Origin of the sequence: Faecalibacterium sp. OF03-6AC (genome assembly GCF_003478175.1) — a bacterium.
GTDB classification, from domain to species: domain Bacteria; phylum Bacillota; class Clostridia; order Oscillospirales; family Ruminococcaceae; genus Faecalibacterium; species Faecalibacterium taiwanense.
On record NZ_QUEN01000004.1, the window covers coordinates 1 to 19,137 of the forward strand.

21 protein-coding genes and 1 pseudogene are annotated in these 19,137 nt (G+C 53.9%); 18 read left to right on the top strand and 4 right to left on the bottom strand.

The genetic code is table 11. The features are described from left to right. The first annotated feature begins 488 nt into the window (after positions 1-488). From DXA66_RS05560 to DXA66_RS05600, 9 genes are all read left to right on the top strand, one after another. Positions 489-884: a PTS sugar transporter subunit IIA gene (locus tag DXA66_RS05560; RefSeq protein WP_158576317.1), complete on the top strand. Its 396-nt coding sequence runs from the start codon at positions 489-491 to the stop codon at positions 882-884. A 17-nt stretch (positions 885-901) separates the two neighbouring features. Further along, entirely contained in the window at positions 902-1,363 is a 462-nt protein-coding gene (locus DXA66_RS05565) for a PTS sugar transporter subunit IIB (RefSeq protein WP_118527420.1), read from the top strand. Positions 1,364-1,389: 26 nt separating this feature from the next. Then, a complete protein-coding gene (locus DXA66_RS05570) occupies positions 1,390-2,163 on the top strand; it encodes a PTS sugar transporter subunit IIC (RefSeq protein WP_118527422.1) in 774 nt (257 codons plus the stop codon). Then, the gene (locus DXA66_RS05575; protein ID WP_118527424.1) at positions 2,153-2,971 is read left to right on the top strand and encodes a PTS system mannose/fructose/sorbose family transporter subunit IID; all 819 of its coding nucleotides are present in this window, start codon (positions 2,153-2,155) and stop codon (positions 2,969-2,971) included. The genes DXA66_RS05570 and DXA66_RS05575 overlap by 11 nt, the downstream gene beginning before the upstream one ends. A 93-nt stretch (positions 2,972-3,064) precedes the next feature. After that, on the top strand, positions 3,065-3,964 hold the full coding sequence (locus tag DXA66_RS05580; protein ID WP_158576318.1) for a serine hydrolase: 900 nt from the start codon (positions 3,065-3,067) through the stop codon (positions 3,962-3,964). A 31-nt stretch (positions 3,965-3,995) separates the two neighbouring features. Continuing rightward, complete coding sequence (locus DXA66_RS05585; protein ID WP_118527428.1) at positions 3,996-6,713, top strand: PRD domain-containing protein; 2,718 nt, start codon at positions 3,996-3,998, stop codon at positions 6,711-6,713. A 20-nt stretch (positions 6,714-6,733) separates the two neighbouring features. After that, on the top strand, positions 6,734-7,906 hold the full coding sequence (locus DXA66_RS05590; RefSeq protein WP_118527430.1) for an NADP-dependent malic enzyme: 1,173 nt from the start codon (positions 6,734-6,736) through the stop codon (positions 7,904-7,906). A 68-nt stretch (positions 7,907-7,974) separates the two neighbouring features. Then, positions 7,975-8,775: a Cof-type HAD-IIB family hydrolase gene (locus tag DXA66_RS05595; RefSeq protein WP_158576320.1), complete on the top strand. Its 801-nt coding sequence runs from the start codon at positions 7,975-7,977 to the stop codon at positions 8,773-8,775. 36 nt (positions 8,776-8,811) lie between these two features. Further along, positions 8,812-9,060 (top strand): hypothetical protein, encoded by a 249-nt coding sequence (locus DXA66_RS05600; protein ID WP_118527432.1) that lies wholly within the window; start codon positions 8,812-8,814, stop codon positions 9,058-9,060. A gap of 552 nt (positions 9,061-9,612) precedes the next feature. Here DXA66_RS05600 and DXA66_RS05610 read toward each other — a convergent pair. Together DXA66_RS05610 and DXA66_RS05615 are read right to left on the bottom strand one after the other, a co-directional pair. After that, positions 9,613-9,822, bottom strand: coding sequence for an Arm DNA-binding domain-containing protein (locus tag DXA66_RS05610; RefSeq protein ID WP_243089040.1), 210 nt, complete (start codon positions 9,820-9,822; stop codon positions 9,613-9,615). Between the two features lie 15 nt (positions 9,823-9,837). Then, positions 9,838-10,128, bottom strand: a pseudogene (locus DXA66_RS05615) (helix-turn-helix domain-containing protein). 23 nt (positions 10,129-10,151) lie between these two features. On the opposite strand from DXA66_RS05615, the gene DXA66_RS05620 reads away from it, so the two are divergent. From DXA66_RS05620 to DXA66_RS05640, 5 genes are all read left to right on the top strand, one after another. Continuing rightward, a complete protein-coding gene (locus DXA66_RS05620) occupies positions 10,152-10,844 on the top strand; it encodes a DUF2971 domain-containing protein (RefSeq protein WP_158576322.1) in 693 nt (230 codons plus the stop codon). Between the two features lie 35 nt (positions 10,845-10,879). Beyond that, positions 10,880-11,425: a hypothetical protein gene (locus DXA66_RS05625; protein WP_118527436.1), complete on the top strand. Its 546-nt coding sequence runs from the start codon at positions 10,880-10,882 to the stop codon at positions 11,423-11,425. Beyond that, a complete protein-coding gene (locus DXA66_RS05630; RefSeq protein WP_118527438.1) occupies positions 11,422-11,682 on the top strand; it encodes a hypothetical protein in 261 nt (86 codons plus the stop codon). The genes DXA66_RS05625 and DXA66_RS05630 overlap by 4 nt, the downstream gene beginning before the upstream one ends. A gap of 171 nt (positions 11,683-11,853) precedes the next feature. Next, on the top strand, positions 11,854-12,297 hold the full coding sequence (locus DXA66_RS05635) for a hypothetical protein (RefSeq protein WP_118527440.1): 444 nt from the start codon (positions 11,854-11,856) through the stop codon (positions 12,295-12,297). Between the two features lie 86 nt (positions 12,298-12,383). Beyond that, a complete protein-coding gene (locus tag DXA66_RS05640; RefSeq protein WP_118527442.1) occupies positions 12,384-12,692 on the top strand; it encodes a hypothetical protein in 309 nt (102 codons plus the stop codon). A 102-nt stretch (positions 12,693-12,794) separates the two neighbouring features. Here the strand turns inward: DXA66_RS05640 and DXA66_RS05645 are convergent, their stop codons facing one another. Next, positions 12,795-13,043, bottom strand: coding sequence for a DUF6061 family protein (locus DXA66_RS05645; protein WP_118527444.1), 249 nt, complete (start codon positions 13,041-13,043; stop codon positions 12,795-12,797). Between the two features lie 708 nt (positions 13,044-13,751). Continuing rightward, complete coding sequence (locus tag DXA66_RS05655; protein ID WP_118527446.1) at positions 13,752-14,417, bottom strand: HAD family phosphatase; 666 nt, start codon at positions 14,415-14,417, stop codon at positions 13,752-13,754. 240 nt (positions 14,418-14,657) lie between these two features. Here DXA66_RS05655 and DXA66_RS05660 point away from each other — a divergent pair, with 240 nt between their 5' ends. The 4 genes from DXA66_RS05660 to DXA66_RS05675 all read left to right on the top strand — a co-directional run bounded on the left by DXA66_RS05660 (position 14,658) and on the right by DXA66_RS05675 (position 19,071). Next, on the top strand, positions 14,658-15,734 hold the full coding sequence (locus DXA66_RS05660; RefSeq protein WP_005939052.1) for a branched-chain amino acid aminotransferase: 1,077 nt from the start codon (positions 14,658-14,660) through the stop codon (positions 15,732-15,734). A gap of 220 nt (positions 15,735-15,954) precedes the next feature. Continuing rightward, entirely contained in the window at positions 15,955-16,725 is a 771-nt protein-coding gene (locus tag DXA66_RS05665) for an alpha/beta hydrolase (RefSeq protein ID WP_118527448.1), read from the top strand. A gap of 21 nt (positions 16,726-16,746) precedes the next feature. Beyond that, positions 16,747-17,502 carry an esterase family protein gene (locus DXA66_RS05670; protein WP_118527450.1) on the top strand — a complete coding sequence of 252 codons (756 nt, stop codon included), beginning with the start codon at positions 16,747-16,749 and terminating at the stop codon, positions 17,500-17,502. Between the two features lie 240 nt (positions 17,503-17,742). Then, positions 17,743-19,071, top strand: a complete 1,329-nt coding sequence (locus tag DXA66_RS05675) for an acetyl-CoA carboxylase biotin carboxylase subunit family protein (RefSeq protein ID WP_118527452.1) — start codon at positions 17,743-17,745, stop codon at positions 19,069-19,071. Positions 19,072-19,137 lie beyond the last annotated feature (66 nt).

Below are 19,137 nucleotides of genomic sequence, written 5' to 3' on the forward strand. Positions count from 1 at the left end.
AATACCGCCCACGCAGCGCAGCGATGATTTTGTCGGGTGAAACGGCGGCAAAATAGATCGGGTGTGTTGCGGAGCGGTAAAAATCTTCATGGGGAATAAATCCTCGCCGTTCTGTACTTTTCTACAAGACCGCGTTTGCGTAGCAATGAAAGCCCCAGTGGGGCTTTTAAGCGGCAGAGCGGTCTTGCGCAAGCAAGATGGAGGGGCATTGCCCCGACAAGCTCGGTGGGATTTGCGATAAAGGGTATCACGGAATGCGGCGAGCGTCAAGATGGTTTTGCAAATTTTATTGCAGTAAAGCAGTGATAGTAGGACTTATATTCTGGGAAATTTGATGGAAACCGGTGCTTGTATGCACGGTTTTATCGCAGCAGTGTCGAGGAGAGCACGAACAGTGTCGAAAGCGCGGGATTTAATTACCAAAAAGACTGTCACAATGAAATAAAAACTATGCAGGGTGTATACTGCAAGCACAAGGAGGGATGCATATGAGAACTGTAATCCTAGCGTCACACGGACATTTGGCATCCGGCATGAAGAACACGGTGGAGATGATCCTGGGAGAACAGGAGGCGCTCAAGGCGTTCGATGCCTACACAACGCCGGAGTGCAATGTCCATGACACACTGGAGGCGATGCTCCGTCAGGCAGACGGAGAATGCGTCATCGTTACGGATGTGCTGGGCGGCAGCGTGAACAAGGAGGCCGTCGTCTTTGCGGCACAGCCGGGTGTGCGCGTGATCACTGGAATGAATTTGACACTGGTCGCAACTCTGCTGACCGAGGAGGAGCTACCGCTGGACGAGCTGGTAAAAACCAGCATCGCAGAGGCGCAGGCATCCATTCAACAGCCGGAGTTCGTCAGTAAAGAAGAAGACTTTTAAAAAGGAGGCAAATTTTTATGATCCAACTGCTGCGCGTCGACCATCGTCTGCTGCATGGTCAGGTGGTTTTCAGCTGGTGTAGCCAGCTGAATCCCAACTGCATCCTGATCGCAAACGATGCTGCCGCTACCGATGATGTGCGCAAGGCTGCGCTGCGTCTGGGCAAGCCCAACAATGCCAAGCTTGTCATCAAGACCGTGGAGGATTCCATCGCGGCCATCAATGAAGGCAAGACCGACAAGTACAGCCTGATGATCGTGACCGGCAATGTCAAGGATGCGGTGCGTCTGGCGCGGGAGACCACCCAGATCAAGAGCATCAATCTGGGCGGCACAAAGTCTACGCCGGACCGCCACGCACTGTCTCATATGGTCTATGTATCGGACGAAGAGGAGAAGCTGCTGCACGAGGCCGTTGCGGAGGGCATTGAGGTGTCTATCCAGGCAGTGCCCAGCGACTCCAAAAAGATATTGACCTGATCCATTAAGAACAGGAGGAGAACAACATGCTTGTAAAGACATTATTGATCGCGCTGGTTTCCTTTATCGGTTTTCTGGAATGCGGCGTTGGCAACTCCATGATCCAGCGTCCCATCGTGATGGGCCCGCTGGTCGGTCTGGTGCTGGGCGATGTGAACGCGGGTCTGGCCGTGGGCGCTACGCTGGAGCTGGCCTTCATGGGCAATGTGACCATCGGTGCAGCCGTGCCGCCGGAGATCACCGCAGGCGGCATTCTGGGTACGGCGCTGGCCATCGTTTCCGGCAACGGCACCGAGGCAGCTCTTGCACTGGCACTGCCCATTGCTACGGTGGCTCTGCTGATCAAGAACACCTATTATCTGACCGCCCGCAGCTGGTTCCTGCATAAGTCTGATAAGTATGCTGCAGAGGGCAACGCCGCAGGCGTGGATGCCATGCACATGATCAGCTTCCTTTCCTACGATATCGTCATGTCTCTGGGCATCGCCATCTGCTTCTACTGCGGCAGCGACGCTGTGCAGGGCTTCCTGGCTATCATCCCCGCATTCATCATCCGCGGTATTTCCGTGGCTGCCGGCATCCTGCCTGCTCTGGGCTTTGCCATGCTGGGCAAGATCCTTATCAGCCCCAAGGTGGCTCCGTATTTCCTGCTGGGCTTCCTGCTGGCTGCATACCTCAATGTTCCCGTGCTGGGCATCGCACTGCTGGGCGTGATCATTGTAGCTCTGATGCTGGTCAACGACCAGAACAAGCCGAACAATACTGCTGTGGTTGACGGAGGTGCTGACGATGACTTCTAATAACGAGAAAAAGCTGCTCACCAAGAGCGATATCAACAAGGTTTTCTGGAGATCCTTTACGGTCAATGCATCCTTTAACTACGAGCGTCAGATGAACCAGGGTGCGCAGTATGCGCTGTCCCCGATCCTGCGGAAGCTGTATCCGGACAAGAAGGAGCTGGGCGAGGCGCTACAGCGTCACGCTGAGTTCTTCAACACCACGCCCATGCTCTGCCCCTTTATCTTCGGCATTGCAGCGGCCATGGAGGAGGAGAACGCCACGCAGGAGGACTTTGACCCCAACACCATCAACTCGATCAAGGCCGGTCTGATGGGCCCTCTGGCCGGCATCGGCGACTCGGTGTTCTGGGGCACCCTGCGTCCGCTGGCCGGCGGCATCGCCTGCTCGCTGGCACTTACGGGCAACCTGTTTGCGCCGTTCCTGTTCCTGCTGCTGTTCAACATCCCCAACGTGCTGGTGCGCTACTTCGGTTGCCACTGGGGCTACAACTCCGGCATGAAGGCGCTGAACCGCTTTGAGGAACTGGGTCTGACCGAAAAGATCTTTACCGCGGCATCCATCATCGGCCTGCTGGTCATCGGCGGCATGTCGGCCTCCATGGTCAGCATCAACCCGGTCATTGCCATTGGCAGCGGCGACAGTGCCATCAAGCTGATCGATGTCATCAACGGCATCATGCCCAAGATGCTCTCTCTGTTCACCACACTGGGTGTCTACAGGCTGCTCAAGAAGGGCACGAAGCCCAACACGATCCTGCTTGGCATCATCGTGGTCAGCGTGCTGCTCACCGCCATCGGCGTTTTCTGAGCAGAACTTTTCAAGACGACAATTTTATAGTAAAATGGAAAGCGGATGGGAGCGTGGGTTGACATCCGCTTTCTAACTTATCAGGAGGCTACAATGAACTGTACTGAAGAATTTATTGCGAAAATGAAGCAGAAGGATATCGTCATCAACTTTGTGCAGGCATGGCGCAATGATACGCTGGAAGAGAGCTATGCCCGTCTGGACAAGCCTACCCGCCTGCACGCGTATTCGGTAAGCAAGAGCGTCACCTCCATCGGTGTGGGCCTTGCCGTGCAGGAGGGGCTGTTGAAGCTGGATGATCCGGTGCTGAAATTCTACCCGGAATACGACCCGGCAACGCTTGCACCCAACTTACGGAAGATGACGGTGCGGGATCTGTTGAAGATGGGGTGCGGCTCCAAGGACAAGATGTTTTTTTGGAACGATGCCCAGCGCCTGCAATGCAAGGATTGGCAGGATTATTTCCTGCGCAATGCGTTCCCGTATGAGCCGGGCACCCGGTTTGAGTACAACAATTTCAATACTTATATGTGCAGCTGCATCGTGGAGCGCGTCGCAGGCTGTACGCTGAAAGACTATATGACGCCCCGCTTTTTTGATAAGCTGGGCATCGGCAACCCGGACTGGCTCACCTGCCCCATGGGACATTCTGCCGGAGCGTACGGCCTGTTTTTGAGCATTGACGAGATGTCCCGCATCGGGCAGTTCCTGCTGCACGACGGTTGCTGGAACGGCGAGCAGCTTCTGGACCCCGCATATTTGCATGAGGCAGAAAAAAACCAGTACCCGGTCAATGCCCCCAAGCACGGCTACGGCTATTTCTTCTGGACGAACCCGGACGACGAATCCTACCGCGCAGACGGTAGGTATGGTCAGTACATCGTAGTGGTGCCCAAGAGCAAGGTGGTGGTCACGGTGCAGGCGCTGGACAGTAAAAAATTCTTCGACGATGTGTGGTCGGAGCTGGTAGTACCCTTTTTGAACAAGGGCTGAGCATACAAAAACAACAGGAGCAAGGGTGACAATGGCAAATCTGCAGAAGCTGAATCCGACCCAGCAGGAGCTGTACAACTATCTGGAACAGCAGACCGGACAGGTGAACTTTGAGGTGCTGCAGCCGTTTACCACGCAGGAAATGGGTACGGTGCTGCACATCAGCCGCAACACGGTGAGCCAGTACCTGAACGAGTTTTTCAAAGAGGGCTGGATGGTCAAGATCAATACCCGGCCGGTCTATTATTTCCTGCGGGAGACGCTGAGCCGGAAATTCAACGTTCAGACGCTGGATGCTGAATATGAGGATCTGCAGTTTCTGCAGCAGGATCTGAACCATGGCCGCCGTGCGGACAGCTGCTTTGCGGGAGTCATCGGCTATCACCTCAGCCTGAAATCCACCGTGGAAAAATGCCGCGTGGCGGTGGAGTATCCGCCTACCGGTCTGCCGCTGGTGCTGGCGGGCGAAAAGGGCACCGGCAAGCGGCTGCTGGCTGGTAAGACCTGGGAATATGCGAAGGAAAAGCAGGTCGTGCCGGCAGAGAGCCGCTTTACAGAGCTGGACTGCGCTATGTGGGGCGCAGCAGAGCCGGGCGGCACCGGCTTTGCCGCTTCGTTCAAACGCAGGCTGGAGGCTGGCACCGGCAGCGATTTTTTGTACCTGCACGGCTTTGACCAGCTGGAGAGCAGTGTGCAGGCCGAGGCGGTGCGCTTTTTAACGGCAGTGCTGCCGGAGCTGGGCGCGAAGTATCCGCGCCTGATCTTCGGTGTGCAGACGGTGCCGCCCTCGCTCAAGAACAGTGTGCCGGTGCAGGCAGAGCTTCTGCCGCTGCGCAGCCGGTCGCTGCTGGAGAAAAAACGGCTCATCTATCGTTTTCTGATGCAGGAGGAGCAGCGCATCGGCCGCAGCGTACAGGTGACAAGTCAGGCATACCAGATGCTGATGCAGTATCCGTATGAGCGGAACGTGGGTCAGCTGGAGCAGGTCATCCGTACCAGCTGCACCAATGCATACTCCCGCAGCCGGGACGGCGGCATCTGCATCGGTCTGCCGGTGCTGCCGGATGCCGTGTTTGAGAGCTGCCTGCTGCTGCCGGAGGCCGGTGCGCAGAACCGCCCGCTGACACTGGACGACCTGCGGGAGGACTGCGGCTTTGAAAAGGAGCATCGTCTGCTGGAGGAGATCCGGGAGCAGGGGCGGCTGTATTTACAGGGCAGTCTGGAATGTGCCGGATTCTGCACCCGCATGGTGCACCGGCTGGAGGAGTACAACAACTATATCCTGTTCCAGAACAAGATCGCAGATGAGCGCATCAAGGGCATCGAACAGGGAATGCTGCGCATCTCGGAGCGCATCCATGAGCTGTACGGCGTCGGCTTCCCCAACAGCTTTATCCTGATGCTGGCGCGGTGGGTGTATTTCGGCAATGTGTTCGATGATGCCTTGCCGGAGGACAGCGCCGAGATGCAGCAGCTGGTGGCAGACCTGACCGAGGCTGTCCGGCGGGATGCGCCCTACAGTTTTGCGGTGGCAAGTGATCTGCTGCTGATGGTGCAGAACACCACCGATGTGCATTTCTCGTCCATCGGCATCCTGATGATCAGCGCCTTTGTGGAGGTGCTGCACCGCCCCGGCAACAAACTGCCAGTGCAGGCGTTCATTATCTGCCACGGTTACGCTACGGCCAGCAGCATTGCAGACGTGTGCAACAAGATGCTGCATAAGTATCTGTTCAACGCCATCGATATGCCCTATGATGTGCCGGTCAGCGAGATCGTCAGTCAGGTCAAAAAGATCCTTTATTTCAACGAGAACCGCGATGTGCTGATCCTGGTAGACCTCGGCTCACTGGAAAACATCACCGAGCTTCTGGACGACCTGCCGAATGTCAACCTCGGAATCATCAACAATGTTTCCACAGCGATGGCACTTTCGGTGGGCAGCCATATTCTGGACGGGATGCCGCTGGCAGAGGTTCTGGAAAATGCCAAAAATGCTTCGCAGATCCGCTATAAGATCTTGGAAAAAGCCCGCAAAGAGGATGTGATTCTGTTTGTGAGCGAGAGCGGCAGCAACGTCGCTGCAAAGGTGAGCGAGCTGTTCATGCACAGCCTGAATCATCTGAACACGAAGGTAAACGCGCGCTTTTTGTGCTACGATGTGCAGACCTATGAGCAGCTGCGTCAGAATGGCCACTGGGACACCTGCAACGTGCTGTTTGCAGCGTCCACCATGGAGCTTGGCCCGGCGGATTTCCCGGTGGTGGCCGTGGAGGACATCATCACCCAACGCGGACTGGATAAGATCAAGAGCGGTCTCAGCGGCTATCTGACCGAGGAAGAGTTCGAGCACTTCAAGCAGAATCTGGTCAACCAGTTCTCGCTGGAGAATGTGGTGGAATCGCTCACCATCCTGAACGCTTCCCGGGTGCTCTCTCTGGTGGCAGGTATGCTGGAGGAGATGCAGCGGGCGCTTGGCTCCCACTTCCAGCCCAAGACAGTGGTGGGGCTGAACCTGCACATCAGTTGTCTGATCGAACGGCTGGTGAAAAAAGAGGAAATCAAGAGCTACCGTGAGCTGGAACGCTTCTGTGAAGAGCACCGGGACTTTGTGGCACTGGCGCGGCGCTGCTTTGCCAACATTGCCGAGCAGTACCGCATCAACCTGCCGGACAGTGAGATCGGCTATATTTACGATTATATTTCCCACGATTACAGCGATGAAAGTCCTTGGAAAAATGAGTTTTGAACCAATAGGAGAAAATTCAAATGGATTACAATAAAGCAGCTCTGGAAATGCACGAGACCCATAAGGGAAAGGTGGGCATCGTGAGCAAGGTGGAGGTCGCCACCCGTGACGACCTGTCCACCGCCTACACCCCCGGTGTGGCCGAGCCCTGCCGCAGGATCAAGGAAAACCCGGAGGACGTGTACAAGTACACCTTCAAGGGCAACATGGTGGCAGTCGTTTCCAACGGCACCGCCGTGCTGGGTCTGGGCGATATCGGCCCGGAAGCCGGTCTGCCAGTCATGGAGGGCAAGGCCGTGCTGTTCAAGGAGTTCGGCGGCGTGGATGCCTTCCCCATCTGCATCGACGCCCACGATGCAGCCGGCGTCATTGCTGCCTGCAAGGCCATCGCGCCCACCTTTGGCGGCATCAATCTGGAGGACATCAAGAGCCCCGAGTGCTTTGAGATCGAGGAGACCTTGGAGCGGGAGCTGGACATCCCCGTGTTCCACGATGACCAGCACGGCACGGCCATCGTGGTCACTGCTGCCCTCATCAACGCCCTGCGTGTGGTGGGCAAGAAGATGGAGGATGTGCACATCGTGCTGAACGGCCCCGGGGCTGCCGGTACTGCCATCATCAAGATGCTCATGACCGCCGGTGCGAAGGATATCATTGCAGTGGATCAGTTCGGCACCCTGTACAAGGGCTGCAACAGCGCCGAAGCGCACAAGAACTGGCTGGGCGAGGTGACCAACCCCCGCCAGATCAAGGGCGGCCTGAAGGAAGCGCTGGAGGGCGCAGATGTGTTCATCGGTGTGTCCCGCCCCGGCATCCTGACCACCGAACTGTGCAAGACCATGAACAAGGATGCCATCGTCTTTGCCATGGCCAACCCTACCCCGGAGATCATGCCGGACGAAGCCAAGGCGGGCGGCGTGCGGGTGATAGCTACCGGCCGCAGCGACTTCCCCAATCAGGTCAACAACGTGCTGTGCTTCCCCGGCCTGTTCAAGGGCGCGCTCAGCGTCCGCGCCCGGGATATCAACAACGAGATGAAGCTGGCTGCTGCCTACGCCATTGCGGACCTCATCACCGATGCTGACCGCAGCGAGGAGAACATCATCCCCGGCGCGTTCGACCCCCGCGTGGCCGAGGCTGTGGCAAATGCCGTGGCAAAGGCTGCCCGCGAGACCGGCGTGGCGAAGAGCTAACAAACAAGATAAGGAGCCGGACGACACAACGGATATTTTTAATAATGCTTTCGCAGGAAAGAACGATCATGGACGACCTTAAAATCGTATTTAGTGATGTAGATGGAACGCTGCTTGATTCTCGTCAGGAGATCACGCCAAGGACGCTTCGGGCCTTGAAGCTCCTGCAAAAAAAGGAGATCCCATTCGTTATTATCTCGGCGCGCAGTCCTTCTGGCATCGAACCCATTGTGAGGAAATACGGCCTGCGGTGTAGTATTGTTTCCTATAGTGGAAGCCTGATACTGAACGAGGAGCGACAGATCATCTATCACCGCGGGATGAGCCGAGCAGAAGCAGCAAAAATCCTTGACTTTACGGCGCAGCAGCACTTTGATATGGCATGGGGTGCATACTCGTTTGACCAGTGGGTCACACCGGACCGTACGGATCCGCGCATTGAACGGGAAGAGCGAATCGTTAAGGCGACCGCCCAGCAGGGCGTGATCGCGGATATGATCGCCGATGAAGTGCATAAGCTGCTGTTCATCTGTGCTCCCGCTTGGACAGACACCATAGAAGCCACATTGAAGGCTCAGTTTCCGCAATACGAAATTGTCAAATCATCGAATGCTCTGCTGGAAATCATGCCCGGAGGAACGACCAAGGGAGAAGCCGTGAAAAGGATCTGCGCCCTGCGGGATATCTCCCCGAAGGATGCTGTTGCCTTTGGGGATAACTACAATGATGTGGAAATGCTGGAGCTTGTTGGTCACGGCTATCTGATGAGCAATGCACCGGAGCTGCTGAAGAAGCATCTGCCCAGGCATACTACCGATCGTGACCATGATGGTATAGCTGAGGCGCTTGCAGCGCATGGGATATGCTAATAATACAGTTGGCATCATGTAGACGACCAGCTTTTCATGGTCAGGGGCAACTCCATTACAGAGGCCGGAACCGCTGGGTATGAGCCGTATTCTGAGGTGATGGCCTCGCTGATTGCACAGGTGCTGGGTCTGCCGGACTACAACGCCTGGGAAATCGTCAAGCGCACCAATGCCTGCCTGATGGAAGCCCCCTATTGGCTGCGATTCAGCGAGGATGAAACCTTTGAGGACACCACGTGCGGCCGAGCCAGAAGGATCATGAATGAAAATCAGAAAACCAGCTGATGTTAAAAAGCCAAATCTCACCGTACATCCTGTACTGCTTGAGGTTTGGCTTTTTTCTTAAGCAATGCAGACGTATATACATCTGCGCACTTATTGGGAAACCTCAAACCCTGTAATTATCATGCTTCCGTGATGGCTGCGCGCTTCTACGGCGCACCAAAAAGCGTTTTGTAAAAACGCGCAGCCTGCATCGGTACGGTGCAGATCTGAAAGGGTTTGGGGTTTCCCAACAAGCATTTTGAAATTGGATTTTAAAAAATCCGATTCAAAAATCGCAAGTTGGTACCAACTTGCACTGCTTGCTGCGAATGCGAACGCCTTTCGAATTGCAAAATGATTTTTCAGTTGCTATACTGGGCTTACCAAAATTTTGTCAGGAGGCTGCTACAGTGACTGCACAGATAATGCAAATCGGGAACAGACCTTGCCGCATTTACGGCGAAGCCCATGCAGAATACCTACTGCTCCAAATGACCGGTGAACATGAGCTGCAAAGCATGGAAAGCGAGGTTACCGCTATTGCACAGAGTGCGCACCACTTTCTGTTTGCGGCTATTCCGGTGGAAAGCTGGAACGATGCACTTTCTCCGTGGATGGAATCAGAAACGTTCCGTTTGCAAGTTCATGTTCGATTTGTTTTTTGCGATTTGTTGCCTCCTCTTTTGTAGAAAAACTTTCCCATTTGTTGCAGTTTTTACCCTGCTCGTCTTGGTAAGTATAGCGGACACCATAGGAGCTGCCGCGTTTCGTGATATATGCCATAGATTTGCCTCCTTATCAAGCTGCCCGGTGGAGCCACGGATCGAAGATGTCTTTCGGGATGCGGATGCTTCCGCCTGCCCGCAGGACACGGAACTAGGTGGTGCTGTTGCACAGGTTGTAGGCGGCACGCTGGCTGATGGCCAGCATCTGCGCGACCTCCTTTACTGTGTACACCAGCTTTGTGGTCTCAGGGCTGTTGGTCGGAGACTTGACGGCATTGGTTCGAGTGACCACCTCCGTTATAGCCGGATTCGAGTCTGACTGCAAGGACTTTTTCGTATAATTCAAAGATTTCACATTTGCCAAAGCCTTCTATGCTGAATGACCCCATGGAAGCAAATGCCTTACAAGTGTATTTGGATTGTGTGGGGGCTGGATATACTTTTGATTGCGGAAAAGTACACCCTATTATAGAAGAGTGGCAAAATAGGTATAGAATTCTTTCGGTTTCTGCAATTCCTGATTCACCGATTATGTGGGCGCATTATGCTAGTGGATACTCTGGCTGTTGTTTGATTTATTCAACAAAAAAGACATTTTCAAAGATTGAGCCTATAATTTATACGGATATTACATTTAGCTTATCTGATGAGGATTTTATGGACGAGGACATACCGTCAGAAGCGATTGAAGAATCGCTCCGTTTTAAGCATAAAGATTGGGCGTATGAAAATGAATGGCGGTTAATTCAAAATGAAGATGCCGGATTTTTGAATTATGAAGTGTCAGAATTGGTTGGAATTATTATCGGCGAGAATATGAGCTTGGATAAACGAAAGGTGCTGGTTAAACTCTGCAAAGATAAGTGCATCCCTTGCTTTCGTACATACACAATGAAAAGCTGGAATGAAATTGCCTTTGCTCCGTATGATTTAATGGAATCAGAAAAGACTGAATATATTACACCAGGAGAAATGAAACGGTATATTCAAGAAGGACTGGAAAATGGAAGATGTTCCAATAATGAAAGAATGATTTTCAATGCGTTAAATGAAAAAGTATTACGAAAAGAGCATTATTAAATAAACTGGATTTCTGAAATGCAGGGAGAACGAAAATGAAACCTGTTGAAGCAGGGTTTGATTGGGGAATGTTTTGGCAAGCTGCAAGTGCGATTGCCACTGCTTTTGCCGCAATTATAGCACTTTGGCAAACAAGGTATCAAAATCGCAAAAAGGTTAAGATTACGTTTAATGAAAGCGTAATTTATGCGTTTGGTGGTTCTTTGGAACTTGCAGATAAATGCCAGTATGTATCGCTCGAAGTTGTAAATACTGGAAACCGAAAAATCATTATCAGCAGTTATGGTATAAAACTTCCAGATGGTTATAAATGGGTTATACTTCAAGAGCCAACACCAGCAGGAATTACTAAGCTCCCGGCAGAACTAGATATAGAACAATGCGTTTCCTTCGCGTGGAAAAAAGATAAGTTTATAATGCAACTTCAAAATTTGAGTAATTATCCAAGAGATAAAAAAGTTCCGTTCTTTGTTCAAGATACGGCTGGAACGTACTATATATTCAAATCACCCAAAACCATTCAGCAATATTTAGATGAAGCTGAAAAGCACAATAAAAAAGAGGGGAGGTCCCAATCATGACCGAACAAGCACTCCGCAAAATGATTGCTGCAGGGGAAAGCACCCGGCAGGAGTTTAAGTCGTGGGTGAAGTGCAAGGACTACCGGCAGCGGAAAGAGCTTGCGGTGAAAAGTGCGGTTGCGCTGGCAAAGAGCGGTCATCAGACGGGAAAGAAAATGGAAGGCGTTGCATCGGCAGCTTTGAATAGCCCGAAATACAGCAGCACGACCAAAACTCTTGCAGGCAGCGTTCTCTCGCAGTCTGACAAGAATCGCTAAATAACCTAAAATGGGGCGTACAGTTTACAACTGTGCGCTCCATTTTTTACAACAGAAATCAAATATAAAGTGATATTACGTCGAATTATTTGAGAAATTGTCGGAAAATCCATGTAGATAAAATTGGAAAATTGTGGTATAATAATACCAACCAGAAAGGAGGGTTGTGCTATGGACAACAACCAACTACAGTACATCAAAATTCAATCGCAATACGCTGATAAGGTAGAGCAATTTGAAAAGTGCGTTGTCAAAGCCGCAAAGCTGACACACGCGATTGCTGACACGGCTGAGAAAAAATGCAAGCAGGCGCGGATGGCAATAGAATCTGGCAACATAGATGTCATGCGGAATACGATTCAGCAGTACATCTGCCAGTACGGACAGGATTGGTCGCGTTTCCGGGATGTTCGGATACAGCTTGTAGATGGGAACACCTATGCACAGCTCTCTGCCGTTGACCTTATCCAGCAGCTACATTGTGTTATCACGCTGGTGTACAAGGATACTGCGTTGAAAACGGTGAACAAAGAAGCATTCCGAGAGTGCGTTAAAAGTTTGCTGAAGCAGTCCAAAATGTTTACCGATAAAGAGCTAGATGCAATGTTTGCGTAAAACAGGATAGCTGAAAATAAGCAAAGCCCACAAGCTGGATATAAAATCCGGTCTGTGGGCTTTACCATATCAGGAGTAATATTTCTGTGTGTGGTTGCCGGGACGAAGTGCTTCTGGAACTCAACGGCAAGACCTATATGCTGTCCCTCAAGGTCTACGAAATGGTGAAAACCGATGTGGCCTATGTGCAGGATAAGACGGTCAGCCAGATTCAAGCAAAGGATCGGATTCTCGAATATCTGAAGCATAAGCCGTCGATTACGAATCAGAAAGCTCAAGAGCTGTGTGGGTTTAATAAGAATCAAACCTATTATATCCTGCACCAGATGTGCAAGGACGGAATCTTGCAGCCTGATGGCGTAGGCCGAGGAACGAAGTACAAAAGCGTGAAGTGAAAATTTACGCTGACTTTTACGCTGAAAGTTTGATTTACGCTGAATTTGCGCTGAAAAACGCGCGCCGCGCGATTAGCATTTTTGCCGCGCGTTTTCTGCGGCTCAATTCTCCGGCCTGCCGTGGTCGCAGCCGAGAGAAAGATAACGCTTCATCTCCCCTCTCAGCACCATCTGTGCATACTCCAAGGGCTTATTATACAGCAGCCAGTCCAGCTCTGCCCGCTGTGCCGGGGTGTTGCCGTACTCATCCTCGACGGCGATGCAGTCGATGGCAAGAGTGGTGCCATCCTCAAACCGGGCTTCCACTTGGTTGGTGTCCATGTTATAGCGGCAGGTAAGCAATTTATTCATGGTGAACCTCATTTCTATATCAAACGGTGTCTGTTCGGATGTCCTAAACCCTGCCATAGAACCGGTGTCTCATGTAAGATTGTTGTTTGGATAAAACTGGAAGATTTTGCACAATAAATACCGTTGAAATCCAGCTTTTGGGGCTGTGCGAAACAGCCTGTTTTGCCGGGCTGATTTTGGCTCTGCACACTTTTGCACATTTTCTGCACATCGCAAGGATGGATAACAGGTGCAAAGGCGTGCAAGCAATGCAAAGGATGCAACAGAATAACAACGGAAAAATAACTGTGATTCGATCAAAACGACGATTTGACGTTGAATGATGAAATGGACAAAATGTGCTATTCGGTTCCTACGAATCAGTAGGCCGGGGGTTCGAGTCCCTTCCATCGCACCAAGAAAAACCAGTACACGTTGTGTACTGGTTTTTCTTGGTGCGATGGAAGGGGCTCGAACAAGGCGGCGGCGCACAGCGCCGCAAGCAAAGCCACAGTGCGGCTTTGCTTAGCCTGCGGGTCCCAACGCATAGGAATGTCTACCGTGGAAGCTGTAACCGAAAGATTTCATGGCTTTTTTGTTTTGTAAGCCATGGCTGCACGGTTTCTGCACGGTGGGTGTTATCCATGTCCGATGATGTAGGGCGCTGTATTGCATTGCAATCAGTGCCCTTTTTCTTAGCGTGAAAATGTAAAAGACCAACTGTATATTTCAGGCTTCGGAAAGAAGCTTCCCCTCCTCCAGCATCTTTTTCACCTCGCGCAGGTCTTTGCACTCGGCGGTGTACAGACGGCGCATCTCGTCGTCGGCGGGGGCAAGGTCCGGCACCATCACGGTGACAAAGCCGCCCCGCGCACCGGCGCGCACGCCGTTGTAGCTGTCCTCCAGCACCAGCGTTTCAGCCGGGGCTGTGCCCAGCGCCTTGGCCGCGGTGAGGAAGATCTCCGGGTCGGGCTTTGACGAGGTGAACTGCTCGCCGGAAATAAGGGCCTTGAAGTGATCGGTCATGTGCCAGTTGTTGAGGTGCCGCAGGATGGACGCCATCCGGCTGGAGGAAGCCACCACCATGGGAATGTGCTGCGCTTCCAGATAGGCGATCAGTTCATCCAGACCCGGCTTTTTGGGCGGCGGTGCCTGAAAGGCCGTCTCCGCCTGCGCGTGCAGGGCATCCATGATGGCATCGGTGTCGCAGTCCGGGCCGTAGAAGCGGCGCAGCACGGCCCGCATGGAATCGCCTGCCGAGCCGCGCGCGGCAGCGTCCAGCCCTTCCTTATAAGGAAGACCCAGTGTGGCCAGTGCGGGCTTCCACAGGGTGGCCCAGATGCGCTCGGTGTCGAACATCAGCCCGTCCATATCAAAAATAACACCTTTTATCATTGTGCAAAAGCTCCTTTCTGAGCCTGTAAGATCCGGCTTATGCCTTCATTGTATCATATTTTGGGCAGTTTGCACATGGAAAAGCAGGCAATTTAGCGCAACTTAACCTGTCCAAAGATGAAAGATTTTTCGTTTCCTTGTAAATCACATTCATATTATTATAATAGAAAACAACATTCGGTGTTTGCGGGCGCATTTTCACTCGCTGCGCCCGAGATCAGGAAAGAGGGAAAATAAATCATGTTGGATATCAAGATCACCCGTACCACTGCTCCGAAGGCAAAGCCTGACGAGAGCAATCTGGGTTTTGGCAAGAAGTTCACCGACCATATGTTCGTGATGGATTACACTGAGGGCGAAGGCTGGCACGATGCCCGCATTGTCCCCTACGGCCCCTTTGAACTGGACCCGGCTACTGTCGTGTTCCACTACGCTCAGGAGATCTTTGAGGGCATGAAGGCATACCGCACGGCCGATGATACCGTCCAGCTGTTCCGCCCGGACTGCAACGCAAAGCGTTTCCAGGACTCCGCCGACCGTCTGTGCATCCCCAAGATCCCTGTGGAGGACTACATTCAGGCCGTTGAGACGCTGGTGGATGTGGACCGTGACTGGGTGCCCCATTCCGACGGTGCTTCCCTGTATATCCGTCCCTTCGTGTTTGCAAACGACGTGGGTCTGGGCGTGCACGCTTCCAAGCACTACATTTTCTGCATCATCTGCGCTCCCTCGGGCGCTTACTATGCCGAGGGCATCAACCCCGTCCGCATCTACGTGGAAGACGAGTACATCCGTGCCGCTCCCGGCCTGACCGGCTTCACCAAGTGCGGCGGCAACTACGCTGCTTCCATCAAGGCCGGCGAGCTGGCCGAGGAGCAGGGCTACGCACAGGTGCTGTGGCTGGACGGCGTGGAGAAGAAGTACGTCGAGGAAGTTGGCAGCATGAACATCATGTTCAAGATCGACGGCAAGGTGTACACCGCTGCTACCGTCGGCACCGTTCTGCCCGGCGTTACCCGCCGCAGCTGCATCGAGCTGCTGAAGGACTGGGGCTATGAGGTCGTCGAGGGCAAGATCGCCATTGCCGACATCATGGCTGCTGCCCGCGAAGGCAAGCTGGAAGAGGTGTTCGGCACCGGTACCGCCGCTGTCGTCTCCCCCGTCAAGGAGCTGGTCTGGAAGGGCGAGCACGCCTACATCGGCGACGGCAAGATCGGCCCTGTCACCCAGAAGCTGTACGACACCATGACCGGTATGCAGTGGGGCAAGATCCCCGATACCAAGGGCTGGATCGTGCCTGTTGAGAAAAAGAACTGATCCCGATTCTCCGGAGAGAACCTTTTTATTCAGAATAGCAGCAAACGCCGCCAGGCCTCCGCTCGGCGGCGTTTGCCGTATATCGGAAAACGCCTTCCGTCAAAACTCCAAAATTTCCCGGCGCAATTGCTTTCTGTGCCCTGCAGTGCTAAACTGAAAACAGAACAGCGGCCTGCATTGCGGCAGGCTGTGTGCAGGAAAGATTGAGAGGGAAGAACCCATGGTCAAAAAATGGAGCGTGAGCTACCCTGCCGTCAACGGCACCGAGCAGCGCAGAGTATATGTTTATCTGCCCACGATGTATGAAGCTGACCCCGACCGCCGGTATCCGGTGCTGTATATGTTCGACGGCCAGAACGTCTTTTTTGACGAGGATGCCACCTTTGGCAAAAGCTGGGGCGTGGCCGATTATCTGGACTACACCGACACCCCGCTGATCGTGGCGGCGGTGGAGTGCAACGCCGGAGCCAACAACGAACGGCTGGTGGAGTATTCGCCCTACCGGTTCGACGACCCGCAGTTCGGCCACTTCGACGGCAAGGGTCAGGCCACCATGAGCTGGTATATCCACCGGTTCAAACCCTTCATCGACCGCAACTTCCGCACCCTGCCCGACCGGGCACACACCTTCATCGGCGGCAGCAGCATGGGCGGCCTGATGAGCCTGTACGCCCTTTTGCAGTACAACGACACTTTCAGCCGTGCGGCGGCGCTGTCGCCGTCCATCTGGGTGTCGCCGGAAAAGCTTTCCGGCCTTGTGGGCCGGGCAAAGCTGGAGCCGGGCACCGTGCTGTACATGGACTACGGCTCCCGCGAGATGGGCAACCACGACGGGATGCGCCGCGGCTTTGCAGAGATGTGCGCAAAGGTCATGACCCGGGGCATCCACCTTACCAGCCGCATCGTGCCCGGCGGCACCCACAGCGAAGCCAGTTGGGAAAAACAGCTGCCCTTTATGTTCCATACTCTGATGTATGAGGTGGAGGAGTAAACCCTAAAAGGAGGAAACACCATGGAAATGCAGTATTTTAAGGACTACAGCCCGGCGCTGGGCCGCGACATGGAGTGCAAAATTTACGGCCACGCAGGCCGCCCGATGCTGTACATCCCCTGTCAGGATGGCCGCTTCTTCGATTTTGAGAACTTCCACATGAACGATACCCTTGCCCCATGGATCGATGCTGGTAAGATCATGGTGATCTCCATTGATACCATGGACAAGGAGACCTGGTCCGACACGCAGGGCGACCCCTATTGGCGCATCCGCCGCTATGAGCAGTGGCTGCGCTATATCGTGGAGGAGGCTGTACCCAAGATCCAGTATCTGGCCAAGGAGCACAACGGCTGGGACGACCTGCCCGGTGTCATTGCCTTTGGCTGCAGTCTGGGTGCCACCCATGCGGTCAACCTGTACCTGCGCCGCCCGGATGTGTTCTGCGGCTGTCTGGCCCTCAGCGGCATCTACACGGCCCACTATGGCTTCGGCAATTATATGGACGAGCTGGTGTACATGAACTCGCCCGTGGACTACATGAAGCACTTCCCGGAGGATCACCCCTACATGCAGCTGTTCCGCAGCCAGAAGGCGGTCATCTGCTGCGGTCAGGGCGACTGGGAGCAGCCGGACACCACATGGTTCCTCAAGCGCATCTTCGAGGCCAAGAACATCCCCATCTGGGTAGACCTGTGGGGCCACGATGTGAACCACGACTGGAACTGGTGGTATAAGCAGACTGCATATTACATGCCGTATATTCTGGGCGAGTAAAATGGCTCGCCCTCTCAGTCACCTTCGGTGACAGCTCCCCCAAAGGGGGAGCCTTTGGCAAAACCAAAAGGCATTGCCGTACTGCCAAGGCCTCTCCCTTTGACAGATTTCCCCCGGTTGGGGGAAGATGTCGCGCAAGCGACAGAAAGGGGAACGAGGTGGACGCGAGCTTTGCGAGCGGACGGAGAGGGCGAGGCCGCCTTGATAGAGGTTCATAGAGGAAAGAGGAATCATAAAACCATGCAGAATTTTATTTTTATTTCGCCCAACTTCCCCACCAACTACTGGCAGTTCTGCCGTGAGCTGAAAAACAACGGCATGAATGTGCTGGGCATCGGCGACCAGCCCTACGATGAGCTGAAGCCGGAGCTGAAGGACAGCCTGAACGAGTACTACAAGGTGGGCAGTCTGGAAAACTACGACGAGGTCTACCGCGCTGTGGCCTTCTTTGCCTTCAAGTATGGCCGCATCGACTGGCTGGAGTCCAACAATGAATACTGGCTGGAGCGGGACGCAGCCCTGCGCACCGATTTCCACATCACCTCCGGCTTCCAGACCGCCGATATGCCCCGCATCAAGTACAAGAGCAAGATGAAGGAGTATTACCAGAAGGCCGGCATCGCCACCGCACGCTACCACATGGTGGACGATTACGAGGGCTGCCGGAAGTTCATCGACGAGGTGGGCTACCCGGTGGTGGTAAAGCCGGATAACGGCGTGGGCGCATCCGATACCCACAAGCTGTCCAGCGACGAGGATCTGAAAAAGTTCCTCGTGCAGAAGACGGCCCATCACCCGGATGTGGAGTACATCATGGAGGAGTTCGTCCGGGCCGAGGTGAACAGCTACGATGCCATCATCGATGCCAACGGCAACCCCATCTTTGAGGCCGGCAACGTCAGCCCCATGTCCATCATGGATATCGTCAACGACAACGACAACTCCATCTATTACATCATCAAGGACCTGCCCGAGGACACCCGCGCCGCAGGCCGTGCCGTCGTCAAGAGCTTTGGCGTCCGGAGCCGCTTCATCCACTTTGAGTTCTTCCGCATGACCGAGGATCAGGCCAGCATGGGCCAAAAGGGCCAGATCGTGGCACTGGAAGTCAACATGCGCCCCTGCGGCGGCTTCACCCCGGATATGATCAACTTTGCCCGCTCCACCAACGTCTACAAGATCTGGGCGGACATGATCGCCTTTGGCGGTACCGATATGCCGGTGGGCGAGCACTTCTACTGCCCGTTTGCAGGCCGCCGCGACGGCAAGCACTTTGTGTACAGCCACGAGCAGATCATGCAGAAGTACCAGCAGAACATGCGCATGGTGGACCGCATCCCGGATGCCCTGAGCGGTGCCATGGGCAACCAGATGTACGTTGCCACCTTCTCCACCCGCGAGGGCATGGAGCGGTTCTACTCCGATGTGCTGGCCGTCACCGACGAAAACAACGCCGCTGTGCAGAAGGAGCTGAGCAGCATTCTGGCTCTGGGCGAGCCGGAGACCACCCCGGCGGAAAAGCCCGCCGCTCCTGCCGCTAAAAAGGCACGCACCACAAAGAAAAAGTAAGAATACGCTCAAACAGCCCCGGAACGGCATCTGCCGCCCCGGGGCTGTTGTTATATTGCAAAAAAA

What these genes read in the sequence shown, in the direction of transcription:
- DXA66_RS05580 (WP_158576318.1), top strand. Translation starts at nt 3,065, where the DNA reads ATGAACTGTACTGAAGAATTTATTGCGAAAATGAAGCAGAAGGATATC.
- DXA66_RS05570 (WP_118527422.1), top strand. Translation starts at nt 1,390, where the DNA reads ATGCTTGTAAAGACATTATTGATCGCGCTGGTTTCCTTTATCGGTTTT.
- DXA66_RS05590 (WP_118527430.1), top strand. Translation starts at nt 6,734, where the DNA reads ATGGATTACAATAAAGCAGCTCTGGAAATGCACGAGACCCATAAGGGA.
- DXA66_RS05620 (WP_158576322.1), top strand. Translation starts at nt 10,152, where the DNA reads ATGGAAGCAAATGCCTTACAAGTGTATTTGGATTGTGTGGGGGCTGGA.
- DXA66_RS05625 (WP_118527436.1), top strand. Translation starts at nt 10,880, where the DNA reads ATGAAACCTGTTGAAGCAGGGTTTGATTGGGGAATGTTTTGGCAAGCT.
- DXA66_RS05595 (WP_158576320.1), top strand. Translation starts at nt 7,975, where the DNA reads ATGGACGACCTTAAAATCGTATTTAGTGATGTAGATGGAACGCTGCTT.
- DXA66_RS05635 (WP_118527440.1), top strand. Translation starts at nt 11,854, where the DNA reads ATGGACAACAACCAACTACAGTACATCAAAATTCAATCGCAATACGCT.
- DXA66_RS05560 (WP_158576317.1), top strand. Translation starts at nt 489, where the DNA reads ATGAGAACTGTAATCCTAGCGTCACACGGACATTTGGCATCCGGCATG.
- DXA66_RS05565 (WP_118527420.1), top strand. Translation starts at nt 902, where the DNA reads ATGATCCAACTGCTGCGCGTCGACCATCGTCTGCTGCATGGTCAGGTG.
- DXA66_RS05675 (WP_118527452.1), top strand. Translation starts at nt 17,743, where the DNA reads ATGCAGAATTTTATTTTTATTTCGCCCAACTTCCCCACCAACTACTGG.
- DXA66_RS05630 (WP_118527438.1), top strand. Translation starts at nt 11,422, where the DNA reads ATGACCGAACAAGCACTCCGCAAAATGATTGCTGCAGGGGAAAGCACC.
- DXA66_RS05660 (WP_005939052.1), top strand. Translation starts at nt 14,658, where the DNA reads ATGTTGGATATCAAGATCACCCGTACCACTGCTCCGAAGGCAAAGCCT.
- DXA66_RS05610 (WP_243089040.1), bottom strand. Translation starts at nt 9,822, where the DNA reads ATGGCATATATCACGAAACGCGGCAGCTCCTATGGTGTCCGCTATACT.
- DXA66_RS05670 (WP_118527450.1), top strand. Translation starts at nt 16,747, where the DNA reads ATGGAAATGCAGTATTTTAAGGACTACAGCCCGGCGCTGGGCCGCGAC.
- DXA66_RS05575 (WP_118527424.1), top strand. Translation starts at nt 2,153, where the DNA reads ATGACTTCTAATAACGAGAAAAAGCTGCTCACCAAGAGCGATATCAAC.
- DXA66_RS05665 (WP_118527448.1), top strand. Translation starts at nt 15,955, where the DNA reads ATGGTCAAAAAATGGAGCGTGAGCTACCCTGCCGTCAACGGCACCGAG.
- DXA66_RS05600 (WP_118527432.1), top strand. Translation starts at nt 8,812, where the DNA reads ATGGTCAGGGGCAACTCCATTACAGAGGCCGGAACCGCTGGGTATGAG.
- DXA66_RS05655 (WP_118527446.1), bottom strand. Translation starts at nt 14,417, where the DNA reads ATGATAAAAGGTGTTATTTTTGATATGGACGGGCTGATGTTCGACACC.
- DXA66_RS05585 (WP_118527428.1), top strand. Translation starts at nt 3,996, where the DNA reads ATGGCAAATCTGCAGAAGCTGAATCCGACCCAGCAGGAGCTGTACAAC.
- DXA66_RS05645 (WP_118527444.1), bottom strand. Translation starts at nt 13,043, where the DNA reads ATGAATAAATTGCTTACCTGCCGCTATAACATGGACACCAACCAAGTG.